The sequence below is a fragment of the Streptomyces sp. NBC_01261 genome, assembly GCF_036226385.1.
GTDB lineage: Bacteria > Actinomycetota > Actinomycetes > Streptomycetales > Streptomycetaceae > Streptomyces.
Genome location: NZ_CP108463.1, coordinates 70,471 through 84,378 on the forward strand (window position 1 = coordinate 70,471; position 13,908 = coordinate 84,378).

General features: G+C 68.8%; 10 protein-coding genes. 4 read left to right on the plus strand and 6 right to left on the minus strand.

Translation table 11 applies throughout. The features are described 5' to 3' along the window. The first annotated feature begins 39 nt into the window (after window positions 1–39). Window positions 40–1,239, plus strand: coding sequence for an endonuclease domain-containing protein (locus tag OG226_RS00230; protein ID WP_329347197.1), 1,200 nt, complete (start codon window positions 40–42; stop codon window positions 1,237–1,239). A 265-nt stretch (window positions 1,240–1,504) separates the two neighbouring features. Then, window positions 1,505–3,811 (plus strand): transposase, encoded by a 2,307-nt coding sequence (locus OG226_RS00235; RefSeq protein WP_329347198.1) that lies wholly within the window; start codon window positions 1,505–1,507, stop codon window positions 3,809–3,811. 158 nt (window positions 3,812–3,969) lie between these two features. Here the strand turns inward: OG226_RS00235 and OG226_RS00240 are convergent, their stop codons facing one another. From OG226_RS00240 to OG226_RS00255, 4 genes are all read right to left on the minus strand, one after another. Next, on the minus strand, window positions 3,970–4,830 hold the full coding sequence (locus OG226_RS00240) for a nucleotidyltransferase domain-containing protein (protein WP_329347199.1): 861 nt from the start codon (window positions 4,828–4,830) through the stop codon (window positions 3,970–3,972). A 125-nt stretch (window positions 4,831–4,955) separates the two neighbouring features. Beyond that, the gene (locus OG226_RS00245; RefSeq protein ID WP_329347200.1) at window positions 4,956–5,381 is read right to left on the minus strand and encodes a hypothetical protein; all 426 of its coding nucleotides are present in this window, start codon (window positions 5,379–5,381) and stop codon (window positions 4,956–4,958) included. A gap of 33 nt (window positions 5,382–5,414) precedes the next feature. Beyond that, window positions 5,415–6,602 (minus strand): helix-turn-helix domain-containing protein, encoded by a 1,188-nt coding sequence (locus OG226_RS00250; protein ID WP_329347201.1) that lies wholly within the window; start codon window positions 6,600–6,602, stop codon window positions 5,415–5,417. A gap of 889 nt (window positions 6,603–7,491) precedes the next feature. Further along, window positions 7,492–8,634: a hypothetical protein gene (locus OG226_RS00255; protein WP_329347202.1), complete on the minus strand. Its 1,143-nt coding sequence runs from the start codon at window positions 8,632–8,634 to the stop codon at window positions 7,492–7,494. Between the two features lie 270 nt (window positions 8,635–8,904). Between OG226_RS00255 and OG226_RS00260 the strand changes: the two genes are divergently transcribed. Next, window positions 8,905–10,047, plus strand: coding sequence for a hypothetical protein (locus tag OG226_RS00260; protein ID WP_329347203.1), 1,143 nt, complete (start codon window positions 8,905–8,907; stop codon window positions 10,045–10,047). Between the two features lie 60 nt (window positions 10,048–10,107). Here the strand turns inward: OG226_RS00260 and OG226_RS00265 are convergent, their stop codons facing one another. Continuing rightward, window positions 10,108–11,406, minus strand: coding sequence for a hypothetical protein (locus OG226_RS00265; RefSeq protein WP_329347204.1), 1,299 nt, complete (start codon window positions 11,404–11,406; stop codon window positions 10,108–10,110). Next, window positions 11,321–12,475 carry a DNA-processing protein DprA gene (locus tag OG226_RS00270; RefSeq protein WP_329347206.1) on the minus strand — a complete coding sequence of 385 codons (1,155 nt, stop codon included), beginning with the start codon at window positions 12,473–12,475 and terminating at the stop codon, window positions 11,321–11,323. The genes OG226_RS00265 and OG226_RS00270 overlap by 86 nt, the downstream gene beginning before the upstream one ends. A 329-nt stretch (window positions 12,476–12,804) precedes the next feature. On the opposite strand from OG226_RS00270, the gene OG226_RS00275 reads away from it, so the two are divergent. Continuing rightward, window positions 12,805–13,839, plus strand: coding sequence for a hypothetical protein (locus OG226_RS00275; RefSeq protein ID WP_329347207.1), 1,035 nt, complete (start codon window positions 12,805–12,807; stop codon window positions 13,837–13,839). Window positions 13,840–13,908: the final 69 nt, after the last annotated feature.

The following is a 13,908-nucleotide window of genomic DNA, read 5'->3' on the forward strand; positions in this document are numbered from 1 at the left end:
TCCCCCGCCTTTTCCTCAACGCGTGCAAGGAGATACATCATGCCGCTCATCAGCCCCGAATACGCGGGCCAGTTACTGAAGGAACTGACGAAAGGCTGCGCCGTTCCTGCAGCCCCGGCAAACATGGCCCGCTACGCTTTCCAGACCAGTGACCACGTGCTCATCGGAGATGTCGCCGTCCGCGGCTACAAACACAAGAACCGGTGGCGGCTGGACGAACGGGACATCCGCAAAGCCGGTGAACGGCTGGCCTCGCTCGCGATCGATCTCGACGATCTGGTCGACGCCCGTCCTCAACCCACCGACCGCGGACGCACGTGGCGTTTGCAGATCATGAACTGGTTCGACCAAGTTGCCTACGAGGACCAGACGGCCAACGGCTGCCACTGCGAAGGTCAACAACCATGCGACCGCACCCGGCCGAACCAGCACGGACTAGGGTGCGGGGCGACCCGGGAACAGGTCGAAGCACGCTACGGCCAGCAGAGTATCGCCTCCACGCGCCCACTGCCGCTATTGACGTGGTCCGGCGCGATCTGGATGGTCCCGCGTGCCTACGCCGCCCTTCTCGACCGGGCGGAGCAAATCGCCACCGAGTTCGCCGAAAAGGCCGCCCGCTGCAGCCGGTGCGGGGCCCAAGGAGACATCTGGGAATGGCGTTCCTCCAGCACTGCCGGCTACACCACCCTGTGTCCCTCATGCACCAGCGCCGCCGCCCGCCAGTACAAAGGCCATCTGCGGGGCAGGCAGTACAAGTCGCTTCCGAAGAACTCGCAACCGGACGCATTCCTGTGCGTCTTGTGCCCCAGCCCGCGGCAGGCCATGTGCTGGGACCACTGCCACGAGCACGGATTCGTCCGTGGTCCGGTGTGCGCCAGCTGCAATACGTACGAAGGCGGCGGCTACCAGTTCATCAACCGCCCGGGCGCGGTACAGCACCTCTTGCGGTGCGACGGCTGCCGTCGTGAAGGTATGGTGCCGCCGCGGCACCAACCCGACGTCGTGCTCCGCACATTCGTGTTCGACCCTCACGACTCGTGTACGCAGCCGCCTCGATATCCGTGGGGTGCGGTGGAGGGAGATGGGTCCATCCGCTTCCGTCTCCATTGCTGGCACCATACGTCCCCCTACCGATGGGAACAGGCCGTGCCCGCTTCCCAAGTCAGGCTCCTGGTGAGTGAGTTCGTGGACAAGACTCTGGCAGCCGAGACCGATACTCCTGACCAGGACTCCGCCTGACGTCCTGTCACAGTCGCTCTGCTCCTCTGGTTCCTACGCTTCCCCGGCCGGGCGGCTACCCCGCGCCGGGGGTCTCCAAGCAGAGCCGGTGCGCTCTTCATACCGGTCACGCACCGTGCCGTCTTGACCAGTCGGTTCCAGGGTCGCCGGGTTGCACCGCAGCGGCCAGGAAGCAAGAGCGAATTGGGCGGAAATCGATGCTGTGGAGGCGGTCCTGCGGGTGACACCCCTTCCAGGGGAAACGACGTGGTCTTTTCTGCACCGGGTGGCGTCCGCCTACCGGCTGCAGGTAACCGACCTGACGGCGTGGTGGCAGTGGGCAAATCCCGTGCATCAAAGGCATGGTGTGCGTCCCGACGGTGAGGTGCTCCTCAATGTAGTGGCGCAGGGGCAGTTGGCCGGTTGGTGCCGTGTGCCGGCAGGCCATCTCGCGCGGGCGTTGCCGTCCTGGACGGCAGGGCCGACGGAGCTGGCTGGCCGTGGCGAGGACGGGCAGGGGTGGGCGAGGTGGCAGTCGGGGGCTTCGGAGTGGGGGCCGGTGGTGTTCGGCTGCAGGTTGTGCGCGGCCCGGCGTGGCAGCGGCGTGGCGCCGGTCTGGGCGTACTGGCCGCAGTGGCGGCGGCTGTGTGCGCGGCATGGCCGGTGGCTGCTGGAGGTGGGCGAAGGCCATCCGGTGGAATTCGTTGATGCCGGGAATCTGGTGATGGAGTTGATCCGGGCGCAGCGTCAGTGGGACCGGGTGGAGCGGATAGGGCAGGCGGCCGACGCGGCGCCTCGTCAGGTGTTCGGGCTAGCGCGCGCGGTGGTGTGCGGGTGGTGGGGGCGGGAGGATTTCTGGGAGCGGGAGACGGTATGGGGGCCGCGCCTAGAGCAGCTGGTGGCGGCTACGCGCCGGTGGTGTCCGGATCCGGCGGGCTGGGGCGTTGAGCAGTGGCGGCTGCTGGTACGGGACGTGGTGGTGTTCCCGGAGGTCGTCGCGGTCGCGGAAGCTCTGGTGGATCCGCGGATGCAGCAGCTGGCTGCCGGAAGCGGTGCGGGTGCCCTGGTGCGCGGCCGGGGTGGCGGTGAGCGGTTTACTGCCGCGTTGGGCGAGCGTCTGGGACGGGTGTGGCTGGGCGAACTGGAAGCGGACGGCCATGGCGGCCCGTTGGCGTCCTGGGCTCGCGCGGCGGTACGCGAGCAGCGCCGTCCGGCGGGATCGCCGCCGCAGCAGGGGCGGTATGGGCTGTGGTGGGTACACAGCGCGCACCGGCCGACGGAAGTAGGAACGGGGCTGCGCCGGCTGTCAGACCCTCTGGGCGCAGGCCCAGGCGCCCGTGAGGGTTCGGGTGCAGCAGGACGTGGCGGACCGGCGGCTCGAGGGTGGCGGGTGGAATTGGCGGTGCCGCGGCGGACCGGACACGGCCGGGGCCTGGAACAGCGGCATGCACAGTTGTTTACCGAAGGACTTGAGCAGGCCCGTCTTCATGTGGAGCGGTTCGGGCATCTGGCCATCGCGCACACCGGCGGCCGAGCGCGGGAAGAGTTCGATCTGGGGCGATGGCTGGCCAACAGGCGTGCCGACGCGACGTCACTGACCGTGGAACAGACGGAACAGCTTCGACGCCTGGATGCATGGTGGAACCCGCCCTGGCCCGTCGACTGGCAGCGTGCCTGGTACCGCGCCCGCGCCCATGTGCACGAGCAGGGGCCGGTGCACGGCGGCGACAACCTGGCCGGGCTGCCCGGCTGGCTTCAGCGGTGGCTGCGCCACCAGATCGCCAGCTACGGGCAGTTACACGATGGCCAGCGGGCGCTGCTGGCTGAGATCGGGTTGTCCACGGGCGAGGTCGAGCTGTTCCACACGTGGTCCGGGCAGCGGCGTCCGGTCGCCGATGGCCTGGCTGTCGCTCATGCCTACACTGCTCGCCACGGCCACCTCGCCGTGTCTCAGCCCACCGTCGTTGACGGTTTCGCGCTGGGGACCTGGCTCAGAAATCAACGCCAGCGGCAGCGCAGCCTCGGCCGGCTCACCCGGCTGGGACACCGCCTGACGGACCTCGATGCATGGTGGAACCCGCCCTGGCCGGTGGCCTGGCAGCGCATGTGGTGGGCCTCCCGCTACCACCTGACCGGGCTCCCGGACGGTGTCGAGTGGTGGCCCGATGCCCCGAACGACGAGCACATCACCGCCTGGCTGCGGGAGCAGAGTGCGCGACGGACACTGTTGTTGCCAGAGCAGCGGCGTCTGGTTGATGAACTGCTTTCGCTGACCGGTGGGATGCCGGTGTGGCGGCCGCGGATCAGTGATGTCGCCTGGCAGTCCCTGTCCAGGCTGCTGCCCGCGCGGTCTCATACCGGGGGCCGTCCCCGTAGCGAACGGCAGATCCTGGAAGGCATCGTCCACATCGCCTGCACCGGACAGGCGTGGACACGGCTTCCCCCATCTCTGGGCTCCTTCCAGGCCTGCCGGCGCCGATTTCTTATCTGGAGCGACGACGGCACCCTCCAGCAGATCTGCTGCGCTGTCCTGTCCGAAGAGGACGCCGCCTGGCAGCAACGGCTGGCCGCCTACCTCGACCCGTCTGAGTGAAGAGGTCCGTAACCGCATGCGCCAGGAGTGTGGTGTGCATCCGGTGGTGGGGTGTTCGCCGACGCGGCGCCGGCCAGGGCATCTGGCAGGAGTCTTGCCGTCCGGTCTGCCGGACGGCACCGTCGGCTGACGCAGGCTCACCCGGGCATGGGCGGCCGTCACAGGTCGGGGAGGGCGGAGCGGTCCTGGACGGTGATGTGGAGGGTGTGCAGGGGCTGGGTCCGGGTGGGGCGGACGACCTCGAACCAGTCGGTGCCCTCCTGCAGGTGGTGGGAGATGCTGCGGTGGTGACTCCAGCCGAAGCCGATGCTGGTCTGCCAGGTGGTGTCGCTGTAGCGGCTGCCGATGACCGGTTCCCCGTGCAGGTAGACGGAGTCGAGGGGGCGGGAGGTGGCTTCGAGGTGGGCGAGGACGGCTGCCGCGGCGCGGCGCAGCGGGCTCGTCTCGCTCCAGCGGGTGAGAGCTTCGAGGGCTGCAGGGTGGGCGGGTTCAGTGTCGGGGAGCTGGAGTTGGCGGATGGTCGCGGCCTTGCGGTCGACGAGGTCGGTGAGATCGATGCGGACCGGGCGCGGGACCCAGCGGTCGATGCCGTCGAAGGCTTCGATCATGTGGTCGCGTGGGGCGCGGCCTGCCTCGGGGTCGGGGGTGATGGCGGCGAGCCGGGTGCGGGCGGCATCGACGGGTTCGCCCCGGGTCCACAGCAAGGTCAGTTCGAACCCTTCCGCTTCGAGGCTCTTGCGTTCACCGAAGTGGATCTGCAGGCCGCGGCTGTTGCCCTTCAGGGCGCGCTTCATCGAGGCGGAGGGGTCGCCGCCGTAGGACAGGGAGTGAAGGAACTCGGAGACGAGACGGTCGTCCCTGCGGTGCTCCACGACCAGGTCGACGTCCGAGGGGTTCAGTGCGCCGCGTGCGTAGGAGCCGAAGACGAGGATCTCGTCGACAAGGTCCAGCGGCCAGCCTCCCCCTTCCAGCCGGTTGAGCATGTCGTTGAGGAGCGTGGTGGCGCGCTCGCGTTTCACGGAAAGCCTCCGCTGGTCGGTTCGGATGACGGCTTTGGGCTTGTGGTTTTCAGCCGGTCTGCCGTGGGTTGGCGGGTGCTCGGGAGATGACTCTGCTGAGAGTTCCGGTATAGGTGGTGCCTAGTTCAGTTACGGTCCCGGGGAAGGGGCCCGGGACCGTGGCGCATGGCGCTGACGTAGTTCTCGGGCAAGAGCACACGGTCGCCGACTTCGAGCGTGCCGGAGCCGCTCCAGCGGTATCCGTAGCCGTCGACGGTGACAGCCTGGTCGCCGCCGACCTCGAAGCGGCGGTTCTTGGCGTCGAGTTCTTCCCGCAGGCTGCGTATCTGGCGCTCAAGGCGTTCGACCTGTGCGGCCTCTACGCGTTGTCCCCACTCTCTTTCTTGAGCACGGCCGGTCTCAAGGCCTTGCTCGTATGCCTCTACAAGGGCTTTTTCGTGGTCGGTGGTGTGCAGTTTGCAGGCGAAGCCCGGACCCGAGAACTGCGCACGGCAGGGAGCGCCGGACTTGGTGGGTCGTCCGCAGGGCCGGTGATGTACCTCTTCGAACACGGGGTTCCTCGCACAGTGTGTGGCGGTGGCGTACTACAGGGTGGTCGGCAGGGAGGTAACCGGCTGGGAGATGGCCTGCGGGATGCAGTCGGGGACGGTGCGGCCCGTCTGGGTGCAGGTCAGGGTGAGGAGTTGGAGGTAGCCGAGGGAGACCGGGCGTCCGGGGAGCTTGCCCGCTGCCTGTTCGAAGCGCTCGAGCGTGGCGGACTTGATGCCCAGGTGCCGGGCGGCGTCGTGGAGGTCGAGTCCCGCGGCTTCACGGGCTTGCCTCAGGAGTGGGGCGTTGTCGTGCCAGAGCTGCGGTGTGGTGTCGGTGGTGTCCCGGGCGACGGCCGCGCGGGCTACGGCGAGGGCGGTGCTGATCCGGTCGTTGCGGGGTCCGAGCAGGAACCGGGCGAGGCGGGCTGCGCCAGCCGTGCGGTCGACGCCTTCGCTCCAGGGCTGGGAGGCCTCCTCGTACACGCGGGCCCGGGCCGTGGCGCAAGCCTCACGCTCGCCGGATTCGGCGCCGGTGGTGCGGTGGCGGTCGCTGGTGCAGGCCCGTGTGCTGTCCTTGGCGAGGTCCATGTCGCGGTCCTCGTCGTCGGCTTCGATACTGCCGATGACGTCCCGGACCTGCTGGCGTTCTTGTGGGGTCAGGACGCTCGCGAGTACTTCCGCGGCCGCCTGGGCCTCAGGCCGTCCCGCGGGCTCGAAGCCGCCGCCCCAGGCGTGGGAGGCGTCTTGTCCCTCCGCCTTCTGGAAGGCCACGTCGATGGCTTCGAAGGTGTGCGGGCTCCAGGCGTGCATCATCAGGATGATTTCCCGCACGGCATGCTGGGCGGCCGGGTCCGTCTCCTGTGCGCTACCGCTGCTGTGGCGGTGCCGGGTTCCGCTCATCCAGTCGGTGAAGGTCTCAGGCCGGCGGGGGTCGGACGGTTGCGCTGCCGTAAACCAGCGCGCTGCCCGCACGACGCAGGCGTGCGCGTGCTGGATGGCGGCGTACCAGCCGAACAGTGCCTCGCGGTAGTCGTCCGCATGACGGTCCTCGGCAAAGGTGCCGGTCTCCGTTCGGCAGTGCTGCGGGCATTCCGCCGCGTTCACCCGGTAGAGAGCGGCGCGGGTTTCGGGGAACGTCAGCAGAGCGATGTCCAGGTGCTCGTATTTGGGGCCGCGGTTGCGGCGCTTTTCGAGCCCCTGGTCGAGGAAGACCTGAAAGCGGGGTTCCTCACGCCAGTTCACCGCGGCCCTGTGCACACGGGAGTCGCTCTGCCACGCTCTGGTCGCGATGACCTCCCGCAAGGCCGAAGCCACGTCCCGCCGCAACGCCGCACCCCATGTAATCAGGACCGGCAGGCACTGAGGATCACTCCCCAGCGCGGACATCACCAGATCGATGTCACCGTGACGGTGAAGATGACGCTGAAACACGAACGCCCCCATCGACGCAGCAGGTCCCATCCCCGGTCCTGGCTTTCCGCACAGAGACGAAGCCCGGTGCTGTCATCCTGCACCAGGGCTCGGACATCCGGCCCTCAAACTGGCGATCTACCCAACTCGGTGTCATACAGAAGGGTTTGCTCGCTGCTGCGCTTGCGGCGGCGGCCCTTCAGCAGATCCACTGAAGCGGGGCGCCGGCCAGGACGTCGTCTTCCCGCAGTGCCTGGCCGCCATCCGGCCAGGGTCCGGGGTGAGCGGAAAACAACGGTCAGGCCGCTGTAAGGACATCCGGGGATGCAACTCCGGGACAGCGGCCTGCAAGTTCAGGGACGGGTGGCTGGCAGGCGCATTCGCCGACGAGAAGGCGCGGCACGCTTCGCATCGCGATCGCACGGACAATGATCAGTCATGATGCCGACCGCATGGGCCTGACGGTCCGTCGGCCCATGCGCGAAGCCGCCGGAGCTGGCGCCCGCCTGCTGGAGGGCACCGACTGGTCCGAGGCCGTCCGCCCCCTGGCATGGGCGGCCCGTGTCAGCCCGGGCAGAACCGTTACGGGAACATGCAGTTCAACCCCGGTGTATCGCTTCCGGCCAATCAGACAACTCGCCGACACGGCGTACCGCAACCAGGGCACCCCACTCCGCCTCCGGGTCGTTGTCGATCCCGGGGTATCGAAAGGCCAGACTGCTCAAGGAGAAGATACGGCCACGCGGGCAGGCTCGTCGTGGGGCAGCATGCCTGCTTCATCGATGAGCGGTACGACAACGCGGTAGAGGTCTTCCCCGGCAGGGTTGACGAGCCCGCTGTGACGCTGTGCCACGGAAAATCCGGCGCCCGAGATCAGGTCTGCGAGCTGCAGCGAGGGGTGGTGTGTGGACTGCCCGCGCCGCAGGTGTCCCAGGTGTACTCCCCTGGAGAGGTGGCGGAACTCGGGATGTCCACGGCCATGTGCTTCCGTCTCGATGTCGTCGAAGTTCGCATCGGACAGGGCTCTTTGGTCGTCTACCAGCATGTTCACCCGCCCCAGTTTCCGGGACCAGTTCGCGGTGATCGCGGCAACGGCCGGAATCAGGGGCTCCAACGCCTGCGGAAGAAAGGCGTCCGGCCCGTGTGCGTCCCGAAGGTATTCGGTGGCTTCCTGCCGGGTGGTGCGCAGCAGCGCCAGGGCTTCGGTGACATTGCGCCGGCGCGAACGGGCCCAGGCTTCCTCCACGACCTCATAGAAATCGTCGACGGTCACCTGCTGCTCCCGGTTCTTGTGGGAGGTGAAGGCAACGGTGGACGACAGCAGCCGGTCGAAGAGCACCGGTCCCAGGGCACGCGGCCCCTCACCGAACAGGCTGCGGGCCATCTTGCGTGCGCGGTCGGCCCTGTAGAGGTTACGGCCCTGCCTGTGGGCTTGTTCCTCAACGAACAGGTCGATCAGCTTGCCCACGACAAAGTAGTGCTTGTCGATCAGATAGACCGATGCCCTCCCATACAGGGCGCCTCCCGGTGAAAGCAGCTCGGACAGAACCAGGCGCCGCTGGCCGTTCTTCGGGCCGGCGAAGGCCTTGGAGAACTTCAGCTCGGGTGCCTGCAGGCGGATGGCGGTGCGGATCTCGTCGACGATGGGCGCCGCGTCGGCGTCGCTGATGGCGACCGATCCGATCGACAGGTAACGGCTGCGCTCCTCACCGTGCAGTTGGTCCCCGTCCCATCCCGATTCGTCGACAGCCACCCACCGTCCCCCTTCCTCAGTGTCCGTGGTGGCACTGGGCTGGTTGTGGCGTGCATAGTTCGGGCCGAGCAGGCCTGTACCGGGATTGGGGTGATGGGAAGGATCAGTCATGGGCTGATGATGCGGTGCACGCTGCCAGCTGGGCAACGTGTTACCGGAGTGCAGAGCCTTCGGGCATGAGGTGGCAGAACGCCGCAGGACGACAGCTGACCTGTCGTCACCGCAGGCTCAACGAGGAGTTGGTATCAGAGTGCCGCACGGAGAGGCACCCGACCACAGCGGTGGCCGTGCCTCACAGGTCATCCCGTGCCGGTTCTGCCGACCGTCCCCATAGGCTCAGCTCAGCACCATGGCATCGCCTGTCCGCGGAGGAGCAGTTTCATGACCCGCTACTGTGTCGTGTTCGACCGGCACGAGCTGATAGCCGCCTGGGGAACCGGTGAAGGCGACCTGGCCGCTAGTGCCGCCGCCTTGCCGTCCGGCGCCGGCACCACCGGGCTCCTGAGTCTGGCCCGCGCTCTGACCCAGTTCTCCAGTGCCGCGTGGCGCACCTACACGCATCCCGCCAGCGCTGCGGGCTCCCTGGAGGCCAACAGCGAGGGATGGCGTCGAGAACAGGAGCGCAAACACTTCAGCGAGGTCGCCGACGCAATCACCCGCCCGAACCTGCCCAGCGGCGGTTCGATGACCGTCTCCTACAGCAGGCTCCTTGAATCCGCGCACCGGGTCGGACGGGCATTGCACCGCCTGGACGATCCGCAGCTGGTGAAGGCCGTGGCCGCCGAACTCGCTGCCGTGGAGAGCGCCGAACTCGGCGACCTCAGCGGCCGCGCCCAGCAGGCGGTTCTCCTCAGCCGTGAGGACGCCTCTCCCGTCCAGGTCGCCGCCTCGAACCATCTTCTGCAGGAAGACCCCTTCGGCCCTGCCGAGCTCTTCGTCGGTGTCGACCCGACTGCGGCCGCCGTCGCAGCGGCGCACTGGCTCGCCGCGGCGGCCGACGTCGCCGCCGAAGCGGCCGGGCTCAACCCCGCCGAGGTGGTTCTCGAGGCCGACAACATCGAGGCTCTCCCCCACGAGACGCCCACGCTGGTCCTCGATCTCATCGGCCAGGGCGCCAGCCCCCATCAGGCTGTCACCGGCCTGGTGCGCCACGCCATGCACGTCGCCGTCGGCCTGCTGCCCGACGCTGCCGCGCTGCGGGAGCAACTCGACGATCTGGAGGGAACGCTTGCCCAATACAAGGGCACAACGGAGGCCGACCTCACCCGCATGCCCCTGCGCCTGACTCCTCTCGACCCTCAGCGCCCCGCACGTGACCTCCTCGAAGACCTTCTTACGGGCATCCACGGCTGCTGGCTCCTCTATGACGAGTACGAGGGTCTTGAGCACGAGGGGGAATCCGGCACAGACGACGTGGAGGAATGGGACGACGAGCAGACCGAGCAGCACCAGGACCGCAGCCGCGAACACTTTGCCCGGCTCGTCCGCGACACCGCGGCCCGCGACCGGGACCGGCTGATCTGACCGGGCCGCGAGCAGACCCGGCGGCCTTGTCGGCCTGTACGGGGCCGGCCGGTGGTGTTGTCAGTCCTGGGAGGAGTCCAGAGCTGCGGCGAGGCGCTGGTAGAGGCGGCCTTCGGCCTGGGGGTCGAAGACGGGGGTCAGTGAGGTCGTGGTGAAGCTGTCAGCGGTAAGGGTGTTGATCCGGTACGGGGCGAGCGTACTGGGGTCTTTGAGGTCGTAGCGGGTGTGCCGGCTGCCGTACTTGCCGACGGTGAGCATGACGATCCGCCGGGTTCCGGCTGCGGTCAGCAGGAGGCGCGCCCATTCCAGGGACATGCCGTGGGTGGTGAAGTCGTCGACGACGACGACGGTTTTCGCGCCGAGCTTGCCGCGGTAGCCGGGGCCCAAGTGCACCGTCTGGGCCTGCGTGGCGATGGAGACGTCCTTAGCCGCCTGGCCCTGGCTGGCCTTCCAGCGCTCCAGGCTGGTGTCCGGGGCGTCGACGGCGCGGACGAGGAGGTCCTCGCGGTAGTAGCCGTGAAAGAGTGCGGCTGCCTTGTCCAGATAGGTCTTCAGCCGTTCGCTGACCTGACCGCTCGTGCTGCTGGGGTAGATGCAGAAGTAGGGACTGGCAGGGATCAGGTCTTCCAGATAGGCGTAGGCGAGGACGAACAGCATGAGGACGCTCCGGGCGTCCGCATCCCCGATCTCCACCGGCCTTTTGTAGGTGAAGACGTCCTGGAGCCTGAAGGTGGTGCCGGGCGAGGTCGAGGGCAGCCGCGCGGAAGCCGGCAGCAGCGAGCGCAGTGACCAGTTGTCCTGATCGGTGCGGTGCGACCAACTCGGGTCGCCCGAAAGGAACATCTCCAGGAACCTGTCCACGTCGCCGGGAGCGTGGGCGACGAGCGAGGTGGTGCCGCCGGGCATCGGGGCGGCCCAGGCGGCGTGCTGGTACATGACGCCGGAGTTGATGGCGGTGCGCCAGTCCAGGGCCGTGCAGCCGACATACAGCAGCTCATACCGCTGCAGGTGCAGGGCGGTGGTGACGGCATCGATCCAGGCCGGTGAGCCGCGGTTCTTGCCGCCGGCTATGTGGGACCGGTCGACCAGCAGGCTCGGGGCGGGATAGCCGAGCTGCTGTATCCGCTCTTTCTGCGCCGGCGAGAGCGGGTCAGTGGACAGGATGCACCACTGCAGTCCCCGCGCGGCAAGGCTGTGCAGCAGCGCGGCCGTCTCGGCGGCCGCGGCATTACCGGGCTTCAGAAGGAGGGTCTTGTAGTCGAAGATGACTGCCTTAGCGGGCATGACCACCGTCTTCCTGGCCCAGCAGATCATCCAGGAACTGCCGTAGCCGTACGAGGTCTTCGGGGGGCAGGGCACGCAGTTCCGCCTCGCGGCCGAGCTGGCGCTCGACCAGGCTCAGGCCGAAGGTGGTGTGTCCGTAGGAGTCGGCCGCGCTGCGGCACAGAGCGTCGAGGGTGCGGCGGCCGGCCGTGGTGAAGATGTCGATGAGCCGCCCGGTGGGCTCGGTGCCGATCAGGTCGGCCAGATCGCCAGCGCCGGGCCAGGTGAAGCCGATGACCGGGCGGCGGTAGGTGGCGGCAAAGCGCACGGTATGGGCGGTGCCGCCGGTGCGCCGTCCCTCGGCGGCGACGACGAGATCCGCGAGACCGGCCTGGAGGCGGTTGCGCTGGACGAACTGGGCCTTGCGGTAGTACTCGCCGGGCAGGTACTCACTGGCGACGGCCCCGCCGGTGCGGACGATGCGGGCGCGGATGTCCGCGGTCTCGGCCGGGAAGATGATGTCGATGCCGTGGCCGAGGAAGGCGACGTTGCGTACTCCGTCGCGCAGGGCGGCCCGGTGCGCGACCGCGTCGACGCCGTTGGCGAGACCGGACACCAGGGTGACCGGGTAGGCGGCCAGGGTGCGCACGGCGGCTTCGGTGGCGCGCACGCCGTCAGGTGTCACGTCCCGGGTGCCGACGACCGCGACGTGCGGGCCCTCGTACAGGGCACTGGGGTCGCCCTCGACGAACAGCCACAACGGTGCGCCCGGGAGCGCAGCGAGCCGGGCCGGCAGCGCGGAGGGGCCGATGATGCTGATGTTGTGCTGGGCGAGTTCGTCGGCCTTGGCCCGGGCCGTTGCCAGCAGGTCGGCACGATGGGTGCTGATCTCGTCTGCGACCTTGCGGGCGGTGGGGACTTTGACGCGGGCGAGCTCGTCGGCCAGGCGGCTGTCGGGAACGTCCCATAGCCGGCCGAGTTGTTCCCGGTGTTCCCGTACCAGCGCGTGCAGTCCCTTGTGTCCCAGGCCGTGGGCGGAACCGAGGGCGAGGAGCGCGACCGCGAAGGGCATGCCGGTGGCGGAGTCATCGGGGACCTGCCACAGCGTGGGCTGCCCGTCGGGAGCGGAACGCCCGCGTTCTCCCTGAGTGCCGTGCTGATCCACCCCAGCACCCTACCTGGCAGACGCCGGGCGGCGCCCGTGCAATGGGCGGCCGCAGGTGTGACTCGTGCCGGGATCGCGGGTTTCGGGTCCTCGTGCACCACCGCTGCCGGATTCTCCCTTCGAACCGGCAGCGGTGGTGCAGGGCGGGGGCCTGTCCCGGCTTGTCCTGCCACCGCAGCGCTCCTCGGACGGCGGCAGGACGGGCTCTTGGGGCCCGGGCATTTTGCAGGGGTGGCCGACGGGTCTTTCATCTTGTGTGCAAAGGGCGTCCGTGAAGCGGCGGACTGCTTAGGGTCGACATGTCCGGGCCGCAGGAGGAAGGCAGATCGTTGGGAAAGAAGTCGAAGGCGCAGCGTCAGCGGGACAACGCGCGGGCGCGTGGCCGCGCGGAGCAGCAGCGGCGCACGGCGGCGGTGGAGGAGTTCACCGAGGAGCATGCCCGGGTGGTGGCGCAGCGTCAGGGCGATCCGCGGTTTGTGCAGCGGCGCAGGGGGGCGGATGGTTCGGTCGAGGTGTCCTGGGCTGCCGGCTCGGAGGTGGATGTGCACATGCGGCAGGCGATGGAGGGGCAACGGGCCGCTTTCGAAGAGAAGTTCGGACGGCCGCCCGGCCCGCACGATCCGGTCTTCTTCGATCCCGACGCTGACGAGCCGCGCCCTTTGACGCAGGAGGGCATCGGCCCGGTGATGGACAAGTTGCTGGAGGCGGCGGACCGTTCGGGCGTGGATCCCGCGTTCGTGCACGCCTGGCGCGAGTGCGGGTATCTGGTGACGGAGGACAACCGGCACACCTTCTCCGCCGCCGAGGTGATGGCCTTCAGCGATGCCGTGCACGCCTACCAGTCGGCGGCACTCGGCGAACAGGAAGCCGCCGGGGCCGAAGCCGTCGCGGGCGAGGATCTTCCCGGTGACGGCCGGACGGCGGCGGTCGCCAGTCTGCGCAACGTGGTGGCCACGATCCTGGCGCGGCGCGATCCGCGCATCGCGCTGCGGGTTGTGATCGGGCTGGAGCGGCTGGCGGAGGAGTCCGGGGACGAGGCCGCCGGGCTGGCGGGAGGCGTGTCGTTCGGGGTGCTGGCGGGATGGCTGGCCGGGGCGCGGGAGTCGGGCCTGTCGCCGGCGCAGGCCAAGGCGGCCACGGCGTGGGTCGATGAGTACCTCGGCGGCCGGGCAGGCGAGACGGCCTCCCGGATGTCGGGGCTGATCGGAGTTCCCGGGGCCGGCGATGTGACCGTGGCGGAGGTGACCGAGGACCTGGGCGACGATCTGCTGCCGGCGATGATCTGGCTGACGTGCGGTGTCGTGGCTGTCGCCGGGGCAGGCAACGCCGACTGGCTGGAGCAGTTCGACCTCGACGTGCCCTGAAGACAGGAGAACGGGCGAGGAGGAGGCCGTGCACGAGAAGGGCCCCGCACTGGATCTGCCGGTGATGCA